Below are 21,921 nucleotides of genomic sequence, written 5' to 3' on the forward strand. Positions count from 1 at the left end.
TTTTTAAAGTAAATTTTTTAACTAAATGGAGTATATTATAAATGAGTCAAAGTGAACCTAAAATATCAGTAATAATGCCTTCATTAAATGTAGGAGATTATATGGATCAATGTATTTTAAGTGTTATTAATCAAACACTAGATGATATTGAAATAATATGTATTGATGCTGGTTCTACTGATGGAACTATTGAAATAATTAATAAATATGCAAAAAAGGATCCAAGAATAACACTAATAAATACTGATGTTAAAAGTTATGGATATCAGGTAAATCTTGGAATTAAACATGCAAAGGGTAAATATATTAGTATTGTTGAAACTGATGATTATATAGCAAAAGATATGTTTAAATCATTATATGATCTTAGTGAAGATGAAACAGTTGATATAATCAAGTCAAACTTCTATCATAGATATGATTATAAAGATGGAAGCTACACTCTACGATGTGATGCAGCAAAAGATAATCTTAGAAATACTGAGAAGTTCATACTTTCTGATGAACCACTATTTCTTGAAGGACATCCATCAATATGGTGTGGACTTTATAAGCGTAGTTTTATAGAAGATAATGATATTGAATTTCTTGAAGAACCTGCTGGTGGATGGGTAGATAATCCATTCTTCTATGAAAGTGCAATAGTAGCAGAAAGTATCAAATACACACCAGATGCATTCTACTATTACCGTGAAAGTAATCCAAATTCATCATCAAATACATTTAAATCATTTACACTTCCAATGTATCGTATTATGGACATATTTGATGTAATAGAAAAATATAACTGTCATGATGCAAATGTTATGGAAATGTTTTACAATAGACTATTTCGTTATATTGAAATAATTCTTGAAAACAATGATAATAATCCAGAAAATCTTGATATGCCAACAAAGCAAAGTATTTATGATGTACTAAAACGTATAAATCCTAATGATATAAAAGATGTAAAAACAAGCTTCCAGAAACTATACTATAAATATTCATCACCACTATTTATCAAATAAGTATTCAAAAAAATATAAAAAAAAATAAAATAAAAAAAAGAGGAAATAACAAAATGGTTAAAGTTTCAATTATAATGCCTGTATATAATGCAGAAGAGTTTCTTGATGAAACATTTAAAAGTATAATAAATCAAACACTAAAAGATATAGAAGTTATATGTGTTGATGATGGATCAACAGATGAATCACTCAAAGTACTTAACAACCTAGCTGAACAATATGACTTCATCAAGATCTTTTCAATAGAAAATCAGGGATCAGGAAAGGCAAGAAATTATGGAATAAGCAAAGCTACAGGTGAATATATTGCATTTCTAGATGCTGATGATAGCTTCCTTGATAAAGTAGCACTTGAGAAGATGTACATGTTTGGACATAAAGAGGATGCAAATATTGTATGTGGAAATCTTCTAAGAATCCGTCAAGATCGTAGTATTGAAAAAGGTTATGATCCTAAAGGTGCAAGATTTAGCTACTTTATACAGAAAGATATTCTTGAACCTGTTGAATATGGAATACCATGGGGATTTTATAAAAATATCTATAAAAGAAGCTTCCTTACAGAAAATGGTATAGAATTCCCAGATCTTATACGTGGACAGGATCCAATCTTTCTTGCAAATGTACTGACAAAAGTTGATAAAATTTATGTAATGAATACAAATCTCTATGGATACAATCATAGTGTAAGTGGTGGAGTTAATATTAAACTTAACACATATGATAAAAAATATGCATATATTCAACATTTCAAAGATACACTTGACATACTCATAGAAGCAGGATTTGAAAGTCCAGTACATGAATATAAAAAAGAGTTTATAAACTATCTTAAATTCCAGGATAACCTTGAAGATGAAGATTTACATGAAATTATTCCAACTGTATTTGGAGATATAAATGAATACTTCCAAGATGAAGATCAGAAATTCTTTATTGAATTACTTTCAAATCCAGAAGTAGATCGTGACTTTGATGAATTTTGTGATATTAAAAGATGTCTATTTGAAGAAACATTAATTTCTGATAACTTCATAAATTATGATACATTATGTAAATATGTTGAATACAGACAAAATTTAGAAGATAAATATGAAGAAAATGAAATTAAAAAAGCATCATATCAAACACTAAAACCTTTAGCAAATGAAGTGCATGATGAAAAAGAATTACTTGAAGCTAAAAATGGAAAACTTGATAAAGATATTGCTAAAGAAAAACGTGTGAAAAATGATATTTTAACATCAAATAGTTGGAAAGCAACAGAAATACTAAGAAATCTAAGAAATAGAAGATCAAACTAGAGGTGTAAGAAATGGTTAAAGTATCAGTTGTTATACCTGTATATAATGTAGAAAACTATCTTCGTGACTGTCTTGATAGTATTGTTAATCAGACACTAAGAGATATTGAAATTATATGTATTGATGATGGATCACCAGATAATTCAATTGACATTCTTAATGAATATGCAGCTAAAGATAAACGTATGACTGTAATACAACAACCTAATGGTGGTCATGCTGTTGCTACAAATCGTGGAATGGACATGGCAAAGGGTAAATATCTCTTCTTAATGGATTCTGATGATATTCTTGATGTTCACGCACTAGAACATGCATATGAAAAGGCTGAAGAGAAAAATGTTGATTTTGTTCTTTTTAAGGCAATGAACTATGATGATCCTACAGATTCATACTATGAAACAGAAGTATATTCAATGGATAAGATTGCAAAAAAAGTAGGAGAAAATGTTTTCAACTACCATGATATTGGAAGTTTAATGTTTGAAGCTAGTGTAACTCCATGGAGTAAGCTTTATAATCGCGAATTTATTATGAACAATAATATTCGCTTCCCTGAAGGTCTTATATTTGAAGATAATGTTTTCTTCTATGATGCATTGTTTTCAGCAAAAAGAATTTACTTCCTTAAAGAATTTCTTTTTATTCGTCGTTGGTATGCAACATCATCAACAAAAGCAGGAGATCAACGTTTCCTAAATTCAATAGATGTTATAAATCTTATGATTGATGTTTTCAAAAAACATGGAGAATATGAAACATATAAAAAACAACTCTTTGATAAAAAAGTATCAACAGGACTTATGAGATATAATAAAATTAAAGAAGAATTTAAAGATGTGTACTATGATACACTACGTGCTGATTTCCTTAAAATATTAGATGATCCTGTTGAATATAATGATCTTATATCTACTGTTAAATATTCAAATAAAAAGATCTTTGAACAAGTAATAATATCTGAAAATCATGATGAATTTGATCTTCTAAGAAGTGCATATTCTGAGGAAATGGATAATCAAAATGAAAAAAGAGAATATTTCAACAATCTTCTAAATGAAGACTTTAAAAACCTTGAAAGAATAGATTCTGATTATAAAAATGCATATTTCAATAAAATAAAATCTAACTTTACAGATATTCTTATGAATAAAAAAAGTTTTGGTAAAATATATCAATTCTTATACCGTAATAATAAGAAAAGATTTGAAAGAGTTATTATATCAGATAGTTATGATGAATTCAATGCTTTAAATCAGAAAGATAAGATTCAAAATGATGTAAATAGATTAAATTCACAAATTAGAAATAAACAAAAACAGTATAATAAGGCTAAAGCTGAGGCTGATGAGTTGTTATCATCAAATAGTTGGAAATTAACAAAGATACTTAGAAGAAATTAAATTATATAATTTAACCTCCCCTAATTTTTTTTTATCTATGTTTTTTTTATGATTTATCTGGAAGTTTTTTCTGATCTGAATCATATGAACTTCCTATTAGTTTTCCAGATTTTGTATCATATTGTCTGAAGTTACCATCTGAATATTCAACTTGTCTGTAGTGACTTCCATCACCTGCTTGGTAGTTTTCACGTACATCTTCACTTACTACTGATGGTCCTGAATGTCCTGAATGGTGTGATGATGATGCTGTTGATTGTTCATGATGATCACCTGCTGGTGTTGTTGTGTTGTTGTCTGTTGTATTGTTTGTATCGTTAAGTGTTGTGTTGTTTGCTGTTGTGTTATTTGTTGTATTGTTTTGATTCATCATTGATGGTATTATTGTTGCTGCTGCACATACTAGGGCTGCTACAATAACTACTGCAACGATAATGGTTATTATTCCTCTTTGTCGCATATTTAAGCCTCCCTTATATTTTATTTTATCTTAAATATAATGTATTTTATTTTTAATCTATTATATTAAGTTTTTTAGTATTTTATTTGGGAGTTTATGCAAACTTTATTCAAATGATGAAATATTTATTCAATTGATGGAAGATATTTTTGATCTTCAGGATATGAACTTCCTATTAGTTTTCCTTTTTCATTATATTGTCTAAATCCTCCATCTGAATATCTAATTTCTTTGAAGTATCCTCCACTATTTTGTCCATTTTTAACTTTTTTTATTGAAACTACTTTTCGTTGAACACCTTGTTTGTTTTTTGATACTTTTTTTCCTTCTTTTTTTAGTGCAGCTTTTACATCTAGATTTTTTAGATTACATTTTACTGTACTTTGTTTTATGTTGTCTTTTATGTTTTCTTCTAGTTTATCTTGATTTAAATCTGTTTTTTTCACTGTATCTTTATGTTGTATGTCTGATGTTGCACATGCACATGACATTGCTGCCATCATTATGCATACAAACATTACAGCAAATAATGATTTTGATTTCATAGTTTATCACCCACTTTTTAATAATTTTTATGATTATCTATCTTTTATTTTAATTATTTATAGTTAATTTGGAGTGTTTTTTAGTATTTTACGAATTATTTATTCTTTTTTTTAGGTTATTATCAAGCTATTTTTATAGTTTTTTATTTCTAAAAACCTTTTTTTATTATGATTATTTTTTCTTATTTTTTTAATTAAAAAAAAAATATTTTGTCATAACATTTTTAGAACAACCTTTAAATACTACGTAGTATAAATTATAATTTAGAGTGTCATAATATGTTGTGACACTCAGAAAAATACCTAAATAATATAAAATAAAAATACTAAAAACTTTAAAAATAACCATTTAATTGGATAAATAAAGCATAATTATATTATTTAGATATTGAAAGATAAGTGATCATGAATTATTATAACATGAAAAAAAGCCTTTCAAAAAAAAATTAAAATAGTTGTCAGAAATATATTAGAACAAAACCTTTATATACTAATGACTATAAATTATAATTTAGAGCGTCATAAAAATATATGACACCACAAAAAAAATAGTGGAGATCAAAAAAATATATAATTTAAAAAAAAATATAGAAAAAGGTGGGATAAGCCATGCAAATAGAATACATGGATGAAATAAAACACTTACAATCAAAGATGACAAAATCAAAATTATATTTTCTAAAAAAATCATTACTAGAAAATAAAGAAAATAAAAATAAAAAAGACAATGTCATAAAATACTTCAATCAAGAAGTATCAGAAAATATGAAATGGAAATTAAGACTAATAAACAACACATAAAAATTAGTAAAATCAGATAAGAGGAGATGTAGCATGACACAAAAGAAATTATATGAAATTGCAGATATCATAATGGGAATGAGAACATCAAGATACATAAAAAATGAAAAAGAAGATACAAAAGAGCAGAAAATATTTGGACGTAAAATAAAAACAGAAGAAGTTGCAAAAGATATAGATGAAAAATTCTATGCAAAAAAAGGTGACATAATACTTTCAACAGCACAACCATACAAATGTCAAATAATAGAAAATGAAAAATACACAGATACAATAATTCCAATGAAATATGCAATAATTCGAATAAAAGATCCAGAAAAATATGACATATCATACCTCTACTATCTACTAAATAGTGACAGCTGTAAAAAACAAATACAAAGAGTAAATGAAGGAACAGGACCACTTAAAATAGTAAAAATGAAAGATATACGTGAATTAGAATTTAACTTCCCAGAAATTGAAAAACAAATAAAATATAGTGAATATCTAAAACTAGTAGATAAAAAAATAGAACTACAACAACAAGTTATAGTGATGAATAAGATAATTAAAAAAGACATCATCAATAGAATTGCAAATAAAGAACAATAAGAAAAGGGTGTATAATATGGATAAAATTACAAATATAATGGGAAAAGTACGTGGATCAAGATTTGCATATGAATATAAAGACTACATATTATCATTCATATTCTACAGATATCTATCAGATAAACAACAAAAACTTCAAAATATGAAAGAAGACATCACACAAGATGAAATAAAATCAGAACTCGGATATTATATAGATGAAAAATACACATGGAATAATATAATATCTAAAATTGAAGATAAAAACATTAAAACAACCACAGATGACTACAAAGAAGTATTTGAAAACTTTAAAAAAGAAGTTCAAGATACAATCTATGATGAAATATTCAATTATATTAATTTTGATAATATAGAATTTAGAGAAAATCCAATAGATAATGAAATAGGAATATTAGATGAAATCACATTAATTATCAATGAAGTTGACTTTGAAAATCCAGATAAAAGTATTGGTGAAATATTTGAAGAATGTATTGAACAATTAGGACTTCAAGGTAGAATAGGAGAATTCTACACACCATGTGAGATAAGTGATCTTCTTGCTGAAATTGTAACATGCAACATTAAAGATAAGAATCAATCATTTAATATCTATGATCCAACAGTAGGATCTGCATCACTACTTCATAAAGTAGGTCAAAAACATGGAGGTTCTAATATTAAATACTTTGGACAGGAAATTAACTATAATACATACAACATGGCATGTATGAATATGTTAATTAATGATATTAAACCTGATAATATCAAATTAAATCATGCAGATACACTAGAAGATGATTGGCCATGCTATATTGACTATGATGGAGTAAATCAGCCATATACATTCGATGCAGTAATTTCAAATCCAACATATTCAATGAGGTGGAATAATAAAGAAAGAAGTGATGATCCAAGATTTAGTGGATATGAACGCTTACCACCAAAATCTGACTATGCATTCATACTTCACAGCCTATATCACTTAAATGAAACAGGAACAATGGCAATTGTTCTACCAGAAGGTGTACTTTTCAGAGGACTTAATGAAAGAAATATTAGAAAAACACTAATTGATGAAAACTACCTTGATTGTGTTATAAGACTACCTGAAAATCTCCTCTACTATACAAGAATTTCTGTTGTAGTACTGGTATTTAAGAAAAATAAATCCAATAGTGATGTTTTATTTATTGATGCAATCAATGAATATGAATCATTCAGGGGAGGAAATAAACTTACATCTATTGATAAAATTATTAATACATACAAAAATAGGTGTGATATAGATGAATTTTCACACCTTGCAACAGTTGATGAAATCAGAGAAAATGAGTATAACCTTAATTTACCACGATATGTTGATACATTTGAAGGAATGCCACCTGTTGATATAGATGATTTCCTTAATGAAATAGAAGATATTGAAGAGGAAATAAAAGAAATTGATGCAAAACTTGAAGAATATAATAAACAATTAAATCTATTCTAATTGTATTAATGGTTGTTGAATTTATGGCAGGAAATGGAGGCAAATAATAATGGTAGGTATGGTTGGAAATAGTTGGAGGAATGATATTTAGGAATTTTGTGAGCATATACATTTAATGGAAACTCTTCAGTAGATAAAAACACCTATTGTATAATATTAAGAATTAAAAGAATATCTGAATGAAGTTTTGACATCTAATGTATAGTTGTTTATTTATTCATTTTTATTTCACTTTGTTTTAAGTTTATAACCCCCGATAGTCATAATAATTTAAACATCCAAAAATCTTTGAAATTGCATAGGAAAAATAGGGTTTAAGTTTCAAGGATTAATTAATCTTAAATATAGGATTATGGGATGATTATGTACTATATCACCACCAATAATTGAAAAGTTTTCTATTTTAACCCTAAAACTTTTTTTTATATTTGTTTAAGTTGGTTAATACATAATAGGTGTTAGTTTTATATGCTAACACCAATCACTCTTTTTAAATTAATTTTATATTATTAAATATTTTAAGAAATATAAATTCTATATATAGCAATAAATTAAATATATTTTAAATTTAAATTTTTTTTACATTAATAAATGGATTATAATATTATGTTAAGTCAATCACCAGTTAATTATAGAAAATCAACACATAGAAGTAAAACTCCTGAGGAGACACTTAGTGAAATTTCTGAAGTTACAAAACAAATAGGTCTTACAAGAACATCAAATATTACACATCTTGATCGTGTAGGTATTCCTGTTTTTACATCAATTCGTCCAATGGCACAAGAGGGTGCTGTTAGTGTATATGCAGGAAAAGGTCCAAATGAGGTTCATGCAAAGGTATCATCTATAATGGAGGCAATTGAGCGATATTCTGCTGAAATGCAAGATGATGATGAAACTATTATTAAAGAGTATGATCCATGTGATTGTCTTAATCCTGAAGATTTAATTCTTCCACGTGATGTATATGATGGACAACCTCTTGAATGGACTAAAGGATATTCAATTAAGACAGGAGAAGAAGTTCTCATTCCATCAAATGCTGTGTATCATCCATATAACACAGAAGATATTACACATATATTCTATTCAAATACAAATGGTCTTGCATCAGGAAATACAATTGAAGAGGCAATATTTCATGGTATGATGGAAGTAGTAGAACGTGATGCATGGAGCTTTTTTGAAGCATTTAAAGAAGAGAAAAAAGAAGTTGACTGCCAGGATGCATCAAATGAATATATATGTGAGTTACTTGATAAGTTCAGAAGTGCAAACGTTGCAATAAAGCTTATTGATCTTACAGCAGACAATAATATCCCAACAATAGGTGCTGTATCTGAGGATTTAACACTTAAAGATCCTGCTCTTTTAACTATTGGTATTGGAACACATCTTGATGCAAATATTGCAGCAATTCGTGCAATTACAGAAGTTGCACAGAGCCGTGTTACACAAATTCATGGTACACGTGAAGATACAACCCGTGCAAATCTCTTACGTGATACAGGTTATGATCGTATGAAACGTCTTAACAGACACTGGTATCGTGAAAATAAGGAGTCTGTTGCAATTGATGATATTGAGAATTTATCTAAGAATTCATTTAAGGAAGATATTGAAGTTACACTTAAACTTCTTGAAACCTCAGGAGTAGAAGATGCATACTATGTTGATCTTACACGTGATATTAATATTCCTGTTGTTCGTGTTATTATTCCACCACTTGAAGTTTATAGTGTTGATTCATCACGTGTTGGTATGCGTTTAAAACCTAAGGATATGTTTTATTAAATTAGATAATAATGGAGTGTGGATTATTTTGAAACAAGCAATAGTTGTTAGAACAGATTTAAAGATGGGAAAAGGTAAAATTGCAGCTCAAGCATCACATGCTGCAATTGGTGCATATAAAATTGCAGATAAAAGTAGCATTCGTAAATGGGAACAGGAAGGACAGAAAAAAGTTGTACTTAAAGTATCATCAGAACGTGAGCTTCTCGAGTTATTCTACAAAGCTAAAAATACATCACCTGTTGCATGTACTTTAATTACAGATGCAGGTCATACACAAATTGAGCCATCAACACGTACATGTATTGGACTTGGACCTGCATCAGATGATGAAATTGATGCTCTTGTTGGGGATCTAAAACTTCTTTAGATGTGATATTTCTATGGTTTGTGTTGTTAAAATTGGTGGTAGCCTATTTCCAGAATATCTTAATGATTTATATCCGGTATTTCAACATTTTAGTAGTGAAATAGTTCTAGTTAATGGTGGTGGTGATCTTGCAAATAAGATCCGTGATTATAACTTGGAATTTAATTATTCAGATGATGTAAATCATTGGTGTGCAATTCGTTGTATGGATATTCTTGGTAAATTAATATGTGATAAATTTGATGATATTATTGCCATAAAATCATTTGATGAAATAGATAAGGTTCATAAGATGGGTAAAATTCCATTAATTCTTGCATATGAGTTGATGAGACAATTAGACCCTCTAGAGCATAGTTGGGATGTTAGTAGTGATTCTATTGCATGTTGGGTTGCAAGTGAAATTAATGCTAAATTATTAATATTAACAAATATAAATGGTATATATAATGGTGACATTTACTCAGCAAATAGAAAACTTATAAAATATATAAGTGCCAACGAACTATTACTTTTTGATGAAACTTGCGTAGATAAATGTTTACCTAAATTACTACTCAAATATGAAGTAGACTGTTTTATAATCAATGGAAAACGTCCCGAATGGGTTTATAGTTTTTTAGATGATAATTTAAATGCAAACGATACATATACACTTATAGGAGGAAAATAACATGGCAAAAATGATTTGTACATCATGCAAACAGGAAATTTCACCAATTGATGAATATGTAAAATTCCACTGTCCTGAATGTGACTCAGAAATTTACAGATGTCCTAAATGCAGAACCTTTGGTCACGAATATGAATGTGAATGTGGATTCAAAGGACCATAGATTCAACTTTGAATTAATTTAAAATTTAAAATTTATAGGAGATATTGATTATGTCTGATGTAGCAGCAATATTAAAAGTAATGCCTGAAAGTCCTGAAGTAGACTTAGATGCATTAAAACAAACAATTACTGAAACAATTGATGAAAATGTTCTTGAAAGAATTGAAGATGAACCTATTGGATTCGGATTAGTTGCACTTAATATTACTATCGTTGTAGACGATGGTGAAGGTGGAACAGAACCTATAGAAGAAGCTTTAGCAAACATTGATGATATTCAAAGTGTTGAAGTAGTTGATGTAAGAAGATTAATGTAAATTTTTATATTTACACATAAATCTTTTTTTTATATAGAATTGAATTCTCTTTTTTTTATACTTAATTTTTATAATTATATACTTTTTTTTGAATTATTATTTTCATAAAACATAAGTATTACTTTTTATAAAATTATTATTAATTTTGTTATGTTAGATATAATATGTGCAATAATAATTGGAATAATTTGTGGAATAATAACAGGAATAATACCAGCACTTCATGTAAATACAGTTGGTATAATAATATTTTCAATATCAGATAAAATTCTAGCCCATGTAAATATAGCAACACTTACAACTTTTTTTATAGCAATTGCAATAACACATGCTATGTTTGAATTTATACCATCACTTCTTGTGGCAATACCACAGGATGATACAGTAATGTCGATTCAACCTGCACATAGATTGATTTTTAAGTCAAAAGCATGTGAGGTAATACGCTGTGTTAGCTTTGGTGGATATTTATCAATAATTATTTTGATAATTTTAATGCCATTGCTTTTTATGATGCTGCCACCAATTTATGGTATGCTTCATGACTATATTGGCTATTTATTAATTGTTGTAATGATTATTATATTATATAATAGTGGTGAAAATAAGATAAAAAAGTTAACATCAACACTTATATTTCTTACATCAGGAATTCTTGGTGTTGTAATGCTTGGTGGTAATGTTAATAGTAATTTAAGTCTTCTTTGTATGTTATCTGGACTTTTTAGTGTTAGTAGTTTGATTTATTATTTTAATAGTAATTCACAAATTCCTCCGCAAGATGAAATTCATAGTATTAATGTTAATTTTGATTTTATAAGATCTGCATTTGCAGGTAGTATTTCAGGTTGTATTCTTGGTCTTCTTCCTGGTCTTGGTCCTGCTCAGGGTAGTGTTATTGCCCAGGCATTAACATTTAATTCAAAGGTATCTTCGCGTGATTTTCTTATTACAAATAGTGGTGTTAATATTTCAGATACACTTTTTTCTATAATTGCAATTTTTCTTATTGGAAATCCTCGTAGTGCTATTAGTGTATATGTTGCAACAATAATTGGTGATGTTACATTTAATTATATCATATTTTTCATATTTGTTTGTCTTATCTGTGTATCTGTTAGTTGTATCATCTCTATTAAGGTTGGTGATTTTCTTATTTCTAAGATTTCAAATATTAATTATAGAAAATTAAATACAATACTTATTGTTGCAATTACATTAATTGTTATAATTTACTGTATTTATACCTCTGAATGTATATGGTATGTTCTTATTTGTTATACTACATCAGTAGCTCTTGGAATTATAGTAAATGTAGTTGATTTAAATAAAACTTTACTTATGGGTGTTTTAATTATACCTTCTATTGTCATATATCTTGGATTGTTTTAGATAATTATAACATCTTTTGCAATTTTTGATAAAACATCCCTAAATTTATCACAATCAATTCCTGGAAATGCATCAATAAAGGCAACATCAAATTCTATATCAGTATGATTTGCTATATCTTCAATATCACAACATAAAAGTTCATAACATTTTGGATCATTAAATCCATTAACTTCAAGATTAAGTTTTGTTGTCTTTATTGCTTCAGGATATATATCATTAAATACAACCTTTTTTGCACCACACATAAGAGCATAAATTCCAAGACTTCCAGGTCCTGCCATTGCATCTAAAACTGTGGGATTATCATATTTTTTCAGTGCATTATCTACATCTACTATTTTTTGTGATATTTCTTTTGGATATTCTATGTGTATTTTACTCTGATTTTTATATACAACTACAGGATCATCTAGTGGTGTATTTTGTATGTCACAGCGTATTGGACATCCTACTTTTAACTCATAGTTGTTAATTTGTGAATCCTTAGTTTTTTGTCCTATGGTTGTATTTACATCACCACATATTATTGCCTTAACTTCACATACTTCATTATAAATTTTTTGTGCAACTTCACCATTAATTTCATCCATTATTATTACAACAGATCGTTTAGGTAAATATGGTGAGCTTTGAAGATATATTGCAGGTGTTATTAGTGGCATTCCAACTTTTCGTATTGATGCTGAATTTGATATTTCCCCACTTTCTATCATTATTTTAAGTATGTGTGCCATTACAATGTCTATGTGGCGTTTATTACACACAGGACATCTCATATAATTTGTATCTATTTTTTCAAGTTTTATTTGACGCTTTAGTGGTATTGCCTTTTTTAGTGTCTTGCTATGACAACTACTACATGGCATGTATCGTTCATTGATATTTTCTAGAATTTGCTGTTTTGTTTTTATACAGCTGGTATTATCACAATTACATTTCATATTATTATATTTCTAGTTTTATAGTATATAACATAAAAGTAATACTTTTATAATAAAGTTGTAATAAAATATTATTAAATCAAAAAATATTATGAAACATATTCCAGAATATAAAATAAAAAAAGACATAAAACTTGATGAAGAACAACAAAAAGAATATGAAAAAATAAAAGAAAAAATCATACAACAAAACCTAAACAACCAAGACATACAACAAGATATAAAAAAGGTAGAAATTGAGATAAAAAAACATACAAACAACACACAAATAATATCAAAACTACTAAAAGACATAAACAATTATGGAAAACTAGATGAACTACTAAAAGATGATGAACTTGAAGAGGTAATGATAATAGGAGATATGAAGCCTGTATATGTCTATCACAGACAACACGGCATGATGCAAACAAACATTAAACTAACATCAAATGAGACACGTGAAATAATTGAAAAAATAGCAAACAATGTACAAAGAAAAATAGACATACAAACACCAATTGTTGATGCACGTCTTGATGATGGAAGTCGTATCAATGCAACAATACCACCAATAAGTGTAGATGGACCAACACTAACAATACGAAAATTTAGAAAAAATCCATACACAATAGTAGATCTAATAAAATCAAATACAATAAATATCCACTTTGCAGCATTTATGTGGCTTGCAATAGAGGGAATGGGAGTTAAATCATCAAATATAATAATTGCAGGAGGAACAGGATCTGGTAAAACAACAACACTCAACACACTTACAACATTCATACCACCATATGAACGTATAATAACAATAGAAGATACACTAGAGATGCAAATACCACACAATCATATTATACGAAATGAGACAAGACCACCAAATATAGAAAATAAGGGAGAAATAACAATGGACTTACTTCTTAAAAACTCCCTAAGACAAAGACCTGACCGGATAATTGTAGGTGAGGTACGGACAAATGAGGCAATAACACTCTTTGGAGCACTTAATACTGGACATTCTGGTATGGGAACAGTACATGCAAACTCTGCACATGAAACAATAACACGACTTATTAATCCACCAATGAATGTACCACCGATTATGATAAAATCAATAAATTATATAATAATGCAAAACAGGCTTTATAATCCAAAGCTTGGAACAATACGACGTATAAGTGAGGTTGCAGAAGTTGTTGGAATGGAAGATGAACATATTCAGTTAAATAAGATCTTTACATATGATCCCTCATGTGATATGCTAAGGTATGTTGCAATAAATTCAATTACATTAAATGAAATTGCAAAGCTTAAAAATATTACAAATCACAAAATAAATGAGGAAATTGAAAAAAGAAAACAATACATCCAATCATATATTGATAAATACCCAGGCACCTCAGATATAGAACACCTGCAAAGATACATTAACAATTACTACTTTAGCTAAAATTAAAGGTTATGATTAAAGAAATTCTAATTAAAATAGGACATATCATACTTACAGGTGATATTAAATTATATAGAAACAATATGGGTGATGATATTGATGATGAAAATAATGATAAGATCTATAAAAACCATTACCTGATAGTAGTGTTATTGTTTGTAAATATTATCTTAGCAGTTATCATACCATATATTATACTTCCCTTAATTATTATTGAAGTTAGTGTATTATTTATTAAATATAAGCTCCCTGATGCAAGGAAAAATAAGAGAAAATCTATGATACTAAAACAACTTCCCTTCATGCTACGACAACTTGCAACACAACTTAAAGCAGGAATAGGACTTTTTGATGCAATGGCAATGATAGCTGATGGAAACTATGGTATACTATCTGATGAATTTAAAATAACACTAAAACAGATACAATATGGAACAAACTACATCCAAGCATTAGATGAACTATCAAAAAGAGTAGACATTGAAATATTTACAAAAATAATAAATCAAATAACAAGAACACTAAAAAATGGTGGAAATCTAGCAGATATACTAAATACAATGGCAAATGAAAATTCAGAAAATATGAAGATAAAATATAAACAATACTCACAGAAACTAAACTCTGTAATGTTAATATACATGTTTATATCAGTACTAATACCTACAATAACATTTATCATGATAATAGCAGCATCAATGATAATGGGACCTATAATACCACCAGAACTATTTATACTACTATATCTAGTATTTTTTCCACTAATTGTAGTGTTAATGGTCATATTTATTAAAAGTATGGAACCTACAATATAATAGAAAAATTCATAAAAAAATATAATTTAAAACTAACTAATATTATATATTAAAAGATTTTTAAAAAAACAATAAAAAAAAAGAGAATGGGATTGAAAAACATTGAAAAAACAGGAAGATTATATTAAAAATTTCTCAGAAAATAAAAATATAATAAGTCAATTTCTAATAAAAGAAAAAGAAATCAGAAGAACAAAACAAAACAAGCCATACCTTCAACTTACAATGCAAGATAAAACAGGTGAAATAAAGGGAAGAATGTTTTCAAACCATACACATAAAGAATTTAATAAAATTAAAATTAACAATGTATACAATATAAATGGAGAAGTACGTGAATTCCCTGAAAATTCAAAAAGATATAATATAATAATAAATTCAATAATGCCATCAAAGAAATATGACATGGAAAACTTCATAAAAAAGGCTGAAAACTATGAAGAAAACATTGAATTTTTCAATAAAACAATAGATTCAATAGAAGATCCTGACTTATCTTTAGTTCTTAGTCAATTCTTTGATGATGAAGAATTTAAAGAACAATTTATAAATGCACCAGCTGCAAAAATGCATCATCATAACTATCGTGGAGGATTACTTGTTCATACAAATGAAGTTATAAAACTTGCAGATGCAATAGCAAGTATTTACTCAAAGATAGATCGTGACTTACTTATTGTTGGTGCAATTCTTCATGATATAGGAAAGACAAAAACATACACCTTTAACGATGAAATTATTGATATTAACTATGAAGGACGTATGCATGATCACCTCTATATTGGTGCAAATATGGTAGACAATAAAATTAAAGATCTTAATATTGATGATGATCTTAAAGTTAAACTTGTTCATATGATACTTTCACATCATGGTGATGCATCACTTGGATGGGGTTCTACTGTAAGTCCTCAAATTCCTGAAGCTATAGCACTTCATTATGCTGATGATATGAGTGCAAAGCTTACTAAGGCTGTTGAAAATATATAATATAAACCCCCTTAATTTACTTTTTTTTATAATTAAATTTATTATGAAATAAAATCAAAGTAATATATATTAAACTTTTATAATAAGAAAATTTATACACTTACAATTATTATAAAAACTAAGAGATAAAATTTTTTTATAAAATCAAACTTTTAAAGGTGTAGAGATTGGAGAAAATCAAAATCGCAATTGTTGGACTAGGAAACTGTGCTAGTTCACTAATTCAAGGAATATACTATTATGCTAATAAAACAGAAGATGACGTAGATGGACTAATGCATTGGAGTATCGAAGGATACAAGCCATCAGACATAGAAGTTGTAGCAGCTATTGATATCGATGAAAGAAAAGTAGGTAAAGATGTAAGTGAAGCTATCTTTGCAAAACCTAACTGTACAACAGTATTCTGCCCTGATATAGATGAAATGGGAGTAGAAGTTACCATGGGAAAAGTTCTTGATGGTGTAGCTCCTCATATGGAAAATTATAAGGATGATTCAACATTTATTATTTCAAAAGAAGCTGAAAAATCAAAAGAAGAGATTGTTGAAGTTCTTAAAGAAAGTGGAGCAGAAATGCTCGTTAACTATCTTCCTGTAGGTTCTGATAAAGCAGGAAAATTCTATGCAGACTGTGCACTTGATGCTGGAATTGCATTTATTAACTGTGTTCCAATATTTATTGTAAGTGACCCTGAATATGAAGCTAAATTTAGAGAAAAATCAATACCATGTATTGGTGATGATATAAAAGCACAAATTGGTGCAACAATAACTCACAGAACACTTGCAAGTCTATTTAAAGATAGAGGTGTTCGTCTTGATAAAACATACCAACTTAACACTGGTGGAAATACAGACTTCCTTAACATGTTAAATCATGATCGTCTTGCATCAAAAAGAGAATCAAAAACAGAAGCTGTACAATCAGTACTTGCACACCGTCTTGATGATGATGACATACACATAGGTCCTAGTGATTATGTACCATGGCAAAAAGATAACAAGCTCTGTTTCCTACGTATGGAAGGACGTACATTTGGTGATGTGCCAATGAATATTGAACTTAGATTAAGTGTAGAAGACAGTCCTAACAGTGCAGGATGTGTAATTGATGCAATTAGATGTTGTAAAGTTGCACTTGAACGTAAAATTGGAGGAGCACTTACATCAATTTCATCATATACAATGAAACATCCACCAATACAATATACAGATGATATTGCACGTGAAAAAGTTGAATCCTTCATTAAAGGAGAACTTGAAAGATAAGAATGTGAAAATTATCTTTTAAATTTTATTTACTCTCCACCTTATATTCTTTTTTTTTTAACTCATTTTTTTAAAATTAAATTACTAGGATAAATATTATATTCATAAAAATAAAAAATAGCTCTATAAAAAAAATTTATGGGGGATGAGGATTAGAAATAGTTATTGATTTTATTCTTTTTTAACTACTTCTTTATGTTCATTATTTGGAACAATCTGCATTTTTCCATCAGTATATGTTTTATTTAATTCTTCACCATCCATCATATAATGAAGACACATTGCAAGTGCTGCAACTTCAGAGTGTGGCTGGTTTGTAACTGATAAGTTCCAATCTGCAAGTTCATATACTTCTGTTGGTACTCTTGATCCACCAACAATTATGAGTTTATCTCGACCATTATCTCTGATTTCTGGAATTACATCCTCTACATGTTTTCCATACATTGTAAGGTGTATGATTTCATATCCATTTCTTTTATGTTCCTTAATTACTTTCATTGCAGCAGGATCATATTCAACTTTAAAGTCTCCTCCCCAGTTTTCAACAACACTTTCTGCAGATTCTATGATATGCTTATCTCTTTCTCCACTAAGAATTACCTTATCTGCACCAAATGCACGAGCAGTTAAACAAACATGTGTTGTAATTCTTGTATCTCTTCCTAATCTGTGATCTAATCTTAAAACTGTTATCATATAAATAATACCTCAAAATATTATATTTTTCTATTAATTTAGTAAAAAAAAGTTTATTTTCTATCTTAGTTAATATTTATGTATTTTATGTAATTTATTATTAATTATAAAAAGTAGACTAAAAAAAATAAGAAGGAGAAGAATAACTTGGAAAATATTAAATCATTAAACTTAGATTTAATACAACAACAACAAGAAATACTAGACGTCCTATTTCATTTGATGCTCCAAGAATATCACCTGTTACACATCCAAAGTTTTTCTGTGCAACTTTTGACATATAAAGTGCTCCAATTACAGTTGCAAATATTGCAATTACACCTATATCTTTAAGAAGAACATAGCCTATTATTAATGCAATTATTAGGTTTACTGTAAGAACTTTATAGTCCATTCCTTTTTTAATTTCACGTCCAATTCCTTTTTTATCTGTTGATCCAAATTCCATTGTTGTAATCATTGCAAGTTTTGCTGCAATTTCCATCATAATTACAACTGCAACTATCTTACCAGCTGGTATTGATGTTAATGCAGCAATTGTTATTGCGGCAATTATGAAAAATGTTGTTATTCCACCTGTTCCAACGCTTGAATCACGCATTACAGATAGTCTTTTTTCACAATCACCATGTACCATTAATCCATCACCCATATCCATAATACCATCGATATGATTATATCCTGTAAACCATATTAGGAAACAATATACTAGTGTTGCACTCATAAATGCTGGAATTTTAAGTGTTACATCAAGAATATATGCAACAACTGCTCCAATTACTCCTATTAATGCCCCAATATATGGCCATAGAAATACATTTCCTGACATGTCCTCTAGTGTTGTAAATCTTTTTATTGGAATTTTTGTTGAAAAACCTATCAGTCCTAGAAATCCATCAATTGATGGTTTTATCTTTGCATGTTTCTGGTATTGTCCTTTTAAATTATTTGACATAATTTATCTTTTATCTCACCATCCCTTTGTTTTATTTAAATTTAAATTAAATCCCTTGAAAGACATCCTATAATTAATCCTAATATAACATCAGAGGTTTTAGATGTAATATTTGATAGTTGATCTATATTCTGATATTCATTGAAACTAAATTTAAGATCTCCACCTGCAATATAGCGTGCAAGTATCAATCCTATTGTTTCATTCATTACACCTGCTTTTTTATCAATTGATCTGATACGACTTCGACTAATATCCTCATCAATACATAGTGCTCCATCAATAAGTTGTATAACATTACTATCATCTAATGCATCAAGTAGTATATCTTTAAATTTATCAATATCTATGCTTGAATCTATTACTGATGCAACATTACACATATCATCAACTGTTATTCCCTTTAAATTGAGAAAATGTGTAATATCTTTTGGATATCCAATCTGTTTTAATGATAAACTTATAGCTTCCTGTGTTATCTCTTTAAGTTCATAGAAAAGTGATATGTCAAATGGAATTACCTTTTCAGGCTCACCACGACATGCAACAAATACAATATTATAGAAGTTTCCAAGTTCATTATCTATCTTTGATGTTGCAATTGCATTTTCATCCCATTGTGTTGTTGAAATTGTCTGAAGTATTGCATTATATGCATAAAGCAGTGCCATATTATCAAGCTTTGTATCAAGAATTGCTGATATATTAACAAAGAATTTCTCATTAAAATATTCAACAGATGCAATTACTGCAATACCATTTCTTTCAACTTTCACTTGTTTATTTATCGGGTCATTAAGATAATGATTATAAAAACTATGATTTGACTTAAAATCATAGCCTGTTATGTTTCCAAATATATAAAATGGATCGCTACAACTTTCAATTTTAAGACCATTATCTGCCTGTGATACTTTTATGCCTTCAATATCAATGTCTATCATTAGCTATTTTCCTCCCCGTGAAGATATTATTTAAGAAAAATTAAATTCAAAATCTTTATGAAAATTAATTATACTAATATTTTATTTATAGATTAATATAAGTCTTACAGCCAATTAAAGCCACCTAAAACAAGTTTACTTAAATTATTAATCTATATTATTCATAAAATTTTAATAATTCACAGATCATGAAATATGTTTTAGATCTAAAATTTAGAAACTTAAAACTAAAAAAAATTAAAATATGAATAAAAATAAAATTTAATGATATACTATAAAAGAAAATACAATACATAATGAAAAGAAAAATAACTAGAAAAAAACAATATAGGAGTAAATTATAATGGTTTTAATTATTGACCCACAAGTATCAGGACTTGCAGGAAACATGTTTATTGGAGCATTTATTGACATTGGGGCAGATAAAGATAAAATTATAGATGTTATGAAGACATACTCTGAAGACTTTGGTGATGTAAAAATAGATATAAAAAAACAGCCAAAAAATGGTATAATGTCAACATATGCAGAAATTATAGCAGAAGATAACAATAAGGCACGACACTACAAAGATATCATAGAAAAACTTGACATGATAACTGAAGAAAAATATCCTGATGATGAAACAATAGCAAAAACAATAGCACTTACAAAGAAGATCTTTAAAACAATAGCAGATGCAGAATGTAAGGCACATGGAATGAGTATTGATGAAATTCACTTCCATGAAGTGGGAAATACAGATGCAATATGTGATGTAATAGGTGCCTCATATGCATACCACCTACTAGGACTTGATAAAGAAAAAGTATACTCTCTTCCTATTGCAACAGGATATGGAACAGTAAATACACAACATGGACTACTACCTGTTCCTGCACCTGCTGTAATAAATATACTTGGTGATGTACCAACACAGGGAGGAGTTGCTAAAACAGAACTTACCACTCCAACAGGTGCTGCAATTGCAGTTAATATTGTTGATGAATTTATAACAACATACCCACAACTTGGATATAAAAAGGTTGGATATGGTGCAGGACGAAAAGACCTAGAAATACTTAATGCATTACGTCTTATTCATGCAGAAAGTATAACACCAAAAGATACAATTACAACACTTGAAACAAATGTTGACACACTACCTGGTGAAGTACTTGGAAGCTTATATGATGTACTACTTAATGAGGGTGCATCAGATGTAAGTATAACACCTACATTTATGAAGAAAAACAGGCCAGGATACATAATTAAGGTAATATGTCGCAATCATAATGCAGCACACCTTTGTGATGTATTAATTAAACATACAGGAACACTTGGTGTACGTATGATTCCAACAATGCATCGTGCAGCTGTTGTACGTAAAAATGTAATACAACAAGTTGAAGTTGAAGGAATTAAAGAAGATGTAAGATTTAAGATAGGATATTCAGATGACATGGTAGTTAAATGTTCACCAGAATATGATGATATTAAAAAATTAGCTGATAAAACAGATATTCCAATTAAAGATTTGATGGAAATTGTAAAAATACAATACCTGGAAAATAATAAAGGAGAATAGTGAA

23 protein-coding genes are annotated in these 21,921 nt (G+C 28.2%); 17 read left to right on the plus strand and 6 right to left on the minus strand.

The window, feature by feature from the left end:
- Positions 1 to 41 precede the first annotated feature (41 nt).
- The 3 genes from MRZ80_RS04075 to MRZ80_RS04085 are packed head-to-tail and all read left to right on the plus strand — an operon-like array spanning position 42 to position 3,717.
- The gene (locus tag MRZ80_RS04075) at positions 42 to 1,010 is read left to right on the plus strand and encodes a glycosyltransferase (protein ID WP_292536400.1); all 969 of its coding nucleotides are present in this window, start codon (positions 42 to 44) and stop codon (positions 1,008 to 1,010) included.
- A 53-nt stretch (positions 1,011 to 1,063) separates the two neighbouring features.
- Entirely contained in the window at positions 1,064 to 2,314 is a 1,251-nt protein-coding gene (locus tag MRZ80_RS04080) for a glycosyltransferase family 2 protein (RefSeq protein WP_292536402.1), read from the plus strand.
- Positions 2,315 to 2,325: 11 nt separating this feature from the next.
- Complete coding sequence (locus tag MRZ80_RS04085; RefSeq protein ID WP_292536405.1) at positions 2,326 to 3,717, plus strand: glycosyltransferase; 1,392 nt, start codon at positions 2,326 to 2,328, stop codon at positions 3,715 to 3,717.
- Positions 3,718 to 3,763: 46 nt separating this feature from the next.
- Here the strand turns inward: MRZ80_RS04085 and MRZ80_RS04090 are convergent, their stop codons facing one another.
- A complete protein-coding gene (locus tag MRZ80_RS04090) occupies positions 3,764 to 4,177 on the minus strand; it encodes a flagellar protein, FliL (RefSeq protein WP_292536406.1) in 414 nt (137 codons plus the stop codon).
- Between the two features lie 125 nt (positions 4,178 to 4,302).
- On the minus strand, positions 4,303 to 4,722 hold the full coding sequence (locus MRZ80_RS04095) for a hypothetical protein (RefSeq protein WP_292536409.1): 420 nt from the start codon (positions 4,720 to 4,722) through the stop codon (positions 4,303 to 4,305).
- Between the two features lie 609 nt (positions 4,723 to 5,331).
- Here MRZ80_RS04095 and MRZ80_RS04100 point away from each other — a divergent pair.
- The 9 genes from MRZ80_RS04100 to MRZ80_RS04140 all read left to right on the plus strand — a co-directional run bounded on the left by MRZ80_RS04100 (position 5,332) and on the right by MRZ80_RS04140 (position 12,303).
- A complete protein-coding gene (locus tag MRZ80_RS04100) occupies positions 5,332 to 5,523 on the plus strand; it encodes a hypothetical protein (protein ID WP_292536412.1) in 192 nt (63 codons plus the stop codon).
- Between the two features lie 33 nt (positions 5,524 to 5,556).
- The gene (locus tag MRZ80_RS04105; RefSeq protein WP_292536414.1) at positions 5,557 to 6,117 is read left to right on the plus strand and encodes a restriction endonuclease subunit S; all 561 of its coding nucleotides are present in this window, start codon (positions 5,557 to 5,559) and stop codon (positions 6,115 to 6,117) included.
- Between the two features lie 16 nt (positions 6,118 to 6,133).
- Positions 6,134 to 7,591 (plus strand): type I restriction-modification system subunit M, encoded by a 1,458-nt coding sequence (locus tag MRZ80_RS04110; RefSeq protein WP_292536417.1) that lies wholly within the window; start codon positions 6,134 to 6,136, stop codon positions 7,589 to 7,591.
- 606 nt (positions 7,592 to 8,197) lie between these two features.
- Positions 8,198 to 9,388, plus strand: a complete 1,191-nt coding sequence (locus MRZ80_RS04115; protein WP_292536419.1) for a YcaO-related McrA-glycine thioamidation protein — start codon at positions 8,198 to 8,200, stop codon at positions 9,386 to 9,388.
- A gap of 28 nt (positions 9,389 to 9,416) precedes the next feature.
- A complete protein-coding gene (gene pth2, locus MRZ80_RS04120) occupies positions 9,417 to 9,758 on the plus strand; it encodes a peptidyl-tRNA hydrolase Pth2 (protein WP_292536420.1) in 342 nt (113 codons plus the stop codon).
- 13 nt (positions 9,759 to 9,771) lie between these two features.
- Positions 9,772 to 10,431 (plus strand): delta 1-pyrroline-5-carboxylate synthetase, encoded by a 660-nt coding sequence (locus MRZ80_RS04125; RefSeq protein WP_292536423.1) that lies wholly within the window; start codon positions 9,772 to 9,774, stop codon positions 10,429 to 10,431.
- Between the two features lies 1 nt (position 10,432).
- Positions 10,433 to 10,594, plus strand: coding sequence for a zinc finger domain-containing protein (locus MRZ80_RS04130; protein WP_292536427.1), 162 nt, complete (start codon positions 10,433 to 10,435; stop codon positions 10,592 to 10,594).
- Positions 10,595 to 10,644: 50 nt separating this feature from the next.
- A complete protein-coding gene (locus MRZ80_RS04135) occupies positions 10,645 to 10,911 on the plus strand; it encodes an elongation factor 1-beta (RefSeq protein ID WP_292536428.1) in 267 nt (88 codons plus the stop codon).
- A 150-nt stretch (positions 10,912 to 11,061) separates the two neighbouring features.
- A complete protein-coding gene (locus tag MRZ80_RS04140; RefSeq protein WP_292536430.1) occupies positions 11,062 to 12,303 on the plus strand; it encodes a tripartite tricarboxylate transporter permease in 1,242 nt (413 codons plus the stop codon).
- Here the strand turns inward: MRZ80_RS04140 and MRZ80_RS04145 are convergent.
- Positions 12,300 to 13,247: an RsmD family RNA methyltransferase gene (locus tag MRZ80_RS04145; protein WP_292536431.1), complete on the minus strand. Its 948-nt coding sequence runs from the start codon at positions 13,245 to 13,247 to the stop codon at positions 12,300 to 12,302. The two genes, MRZ80_RS04140 and MRZ80_RS04145, sit on opposite strands and share 4 nt — an antisense overlap.
- A gap of 91 nt (positions 13,248 to 13,338) precedes the next feature.
- Between MRZ80_RS04145 and MRZ80_RS04150 the strand changes: the two genes are divergently transcribed.
- The 4 genes from MRZ80_RS04150 to MRZ80_RS04165 all read left to right on the plus strand — a co-directional run bounded on the left by MRZ80_RS04150 (position 13,339) and on the right by MRZ80_RS04165 (position 17,752).
- The gene (locus tag MRZ80_RS04150) at positions 13,339 to 14,676 is read left to right on the plus strand and encodes an ATPase, T2SS/T4P/T4SS family (protein WP_292536433.1); all 1,338 of its coding nucleotides are present in this window, start codon (positions 13,339 to 13,341) and stop codon (positions 14,674 to 14,676) included.
- Between the two features lie 11 nt (positions 14,677 to 14,687).
- Complete coding sequence (locus MRZ80_RS04155) at positions 14,688 to 15,491, plus strand: type II secretion system F family protein (RefSeq protein ID WP_292536435.1); 804 nt, start codon at positions 14,688 to 14,690, stop codon at positions 15,489 to 15,491.
- Positions 15,492 to 15,593: 102 nt separating this feature from the next.
- Complete coding sequence (locus MRZ80_RS04160) at positions 15,594 to 16,481, plus strand: HD domain-containing protein (protein WP_292536437.1); 888 nt, start codon at positions 15,594 to 15,596, stop codon at positions 16,479 to 16,481.
- A gap of 167 nt (positions 16,482 to 16,648) precedes the next feature.
- Positions 16,649 to 17,752, plus strand: a complete 1,104-nt coding sequence (locus MRZ80_RS04165; protein WP_292536440.1) for an inositol-3-phosphate synthase — start codon at positions 16,649 to 16,651, stop codon at positions 17,750 to 17,752.
- A gap of 171 nt (positions 17,753 to 17,923) precedes the next feature.
- Here the strand turns inward: MRZ80_RS04165 and MRZ80_RS04170 are convergent, their stop codons facing one another.
- From MRZ80_RS04170 to MRZ80_RS04180, 3 genes are all read right to left on the minus strand, one after another.
- A complete protein-coding gene (locus MRZ80_RS04170; protein WP_292536442.1) occupies positions 17,924 to 18,451 on the minus strand; it encodes a tRNA (cytidine(56)-2'-O)-methyltransferase in 528 nt (175 codons plus the stop codon).
- 157 nt (positions 18,452 to 18,608) lie between these two features.
- Positions 18,609 to 19,406 carry an adenosylcobinamide-GDP ribazoletransferase gene (cobS, locus tag MRZ80_RS04175; RefSeq protein WP_292536444.1) on the minus strand — a complete coding sequence of 266 codons (798 nt, stop codon included), beginning with the start codon at positions 19,404 to 19,406 and terminating at the stop codon, positions 18,609 to 18,611.
- A 41-nt stretch (positions 19,407 to 19,447) separates the two neighbouring features.
- Positions 19,448 to 20,350 (minus strand): hypothetical protein, encoded by a 903-nt coding sequence (locus MRZ80_RS04180; protein ID WP_292536447.1) that lies wholly within the window; start codon positions 20,348 to 20,350, stop codon positions 19,448 to 19,450.
- 343 nt (positions 20,351 to 20,693) lie between these two features.
- Here MRZ80_RS04180 and larC point away from each other — a divergent pair, with 343 nt between their 5' ends.
- The gene (gene larC / locus MRZ80_RS04185) at positions 20,694 to 21,917 is read left to right on the plus strand and encodes a nickel pincer cofactor biosynthesis protein LarC (RefSeq protein WP_292536450.1); all 1,224 of its coding nucleotides are present in this window, start codon (positions 20,694 to 20,696) and stop codon (positions 21,915 to 21,917) included.
- Positions 21,918 to 21,921: the final 4 nt, after the last annotated feature.

It is taken from the genome of Methanosphaera sp., from assembly GCF_022768985.1.
GTDB lineage: Archaea > Methanobacteriota > Methanobacteria > Methanobacteriales > Methanobacteriaceae > Methanosphaera.

Bases quoted from the DNA above. Each gene is read 5' to 3' on its own strand.
- MRZ80_RS04075 (WP_292536400.1), top strand. From the start codon at position 42: ATGAGTCAAAGTGAACCTAAAATATCAGTAATAATGCCTTCATTAAAT.
- MRZ80_RS04080 (WP_292536402.1), top strand. From the start codon at position 1,064: ATGGTTAAAGTTTCAATTATAATGCCTGTATATAATGCAGAAGAGTTT.
- MRZ80_RS04085 (WP_292536405.1), top strand. From the start codon at position 2,326: ATGGTTAAAGTATCAGTTGTTATACCTGTATATAATGTAGAAAACTAT.
- MRZ80_RS04090 (WP_292536406.1), bottom strand. From the start codon at position 4,177: ATGCGACAAAGAGGAATAATAACCATTATCGTTGCAGTAGTTATTGTA.
- MRZ80_RS04095 (WP_292536409.1), bottom strand. From the start codon at position 4,722: ATGAAATCAAAATCATTATTTGCTGTAATGTTTGTATGCATAATGATG.
- MRZ80_RS04100 (WP_292536412.1), top strand. From the start codon at position 5,332: ATGCAAATAGAATACATGGATGAAATAAAACACTTACAATCAAAGATG.
- MRZ80_RS04105 (WP_292536414.1), top strand. From the start codon at position 5,557: ATGACACAAAAGAAATTATATGAAATTGCAGATATCATAATGGGAATG.
- MRZ80_RS04110 (WP_292536417.1), top strand. From the start codon at position 6,134: ATGGATAAAATTACAAATATAATGGGAAAAGTACGTGGATCAAGATTT.
- MRZ80_RS04115 (WP_292536419.1), top strand. From the start codon at position 8,198: ATGTTAAGTCAATCACCAGTTAATTATAGAAAATCAACACATAGAAGT.
- MRZ80_RS04125 (WP_292536423.1), top strand. From the start codon at position 9,772: ATGGTTTGTGTTGTTAAAATTGGTGGTAGCCTATTTCCAGAATATCTT.
- MRZ80_RS04130 (WP_292536427.1), top strand. From the start codon at position 10,433: ATGGCAAAAATGATTTGTACATCATGCAAACAGGAAATTTCACCAATT.
- MRZ80_RS04135 (WP_292536428.1), top strand. From the start codon at position 10,645: ATGTCTGATGTAGCAGCAATATTAAAAGTAATGCCTGAAAGTCCTGAA.
- MRZ80_RS04140 (WP_292536430.1), top strand. From the start codon at position 11,062: ATGTTAGATATAATATGTGCAATAATAATTGGAATAATTTGTGGAATA.
- MRZ80_RS04145 (WP_292536431.1), bottom strand. From the start codon at position 13,247: ATGAAATGTAATTGTGATAATACCAGCTGTATAAAAACAAAACAGCAA.
- MRZ80_RS04150 (WP_292536433.1), top strand. From the start codon at position 13,339: ATGAAACATATTCCAGAATATAAAATAAAAAAAGACATAAAACTTGAT.
- MRZ80_RS04155 (WP_292536435.1), top strand. From the start codon at position 14,688: ATGATTAAAGAAATTCTAATTAAAATAGGACATATCATACTTACAGGT.
- MRZ80_RS04170 (WP_292536442.1), bottom strand. From the start codon at position 18,451: ATGATAACAGTTTTAAGATTAGATCACAGATTAGGAAGAGATACAAGA.
- cobS (WP_292536444.1), bottom strand. From the start codon at position 19,406: ATGTCAAATAATTTAAAAGGACAATACCAGAAACATGCAAAGATAAAA.
- MRZ80_RS04180 (WP_292536447.1), bottom strand. From the start codon at position 20,350: ATGATAGACATTGATATTGAAGGCATAAAAGTATCACAGGCAGATAAT.
- larC (WP_292536450.1), top strand. From the start codon at position 20,694: ATGGTTTTAATTATTGACCCACAAGTATCAGGACTTGCAGGAAACATG.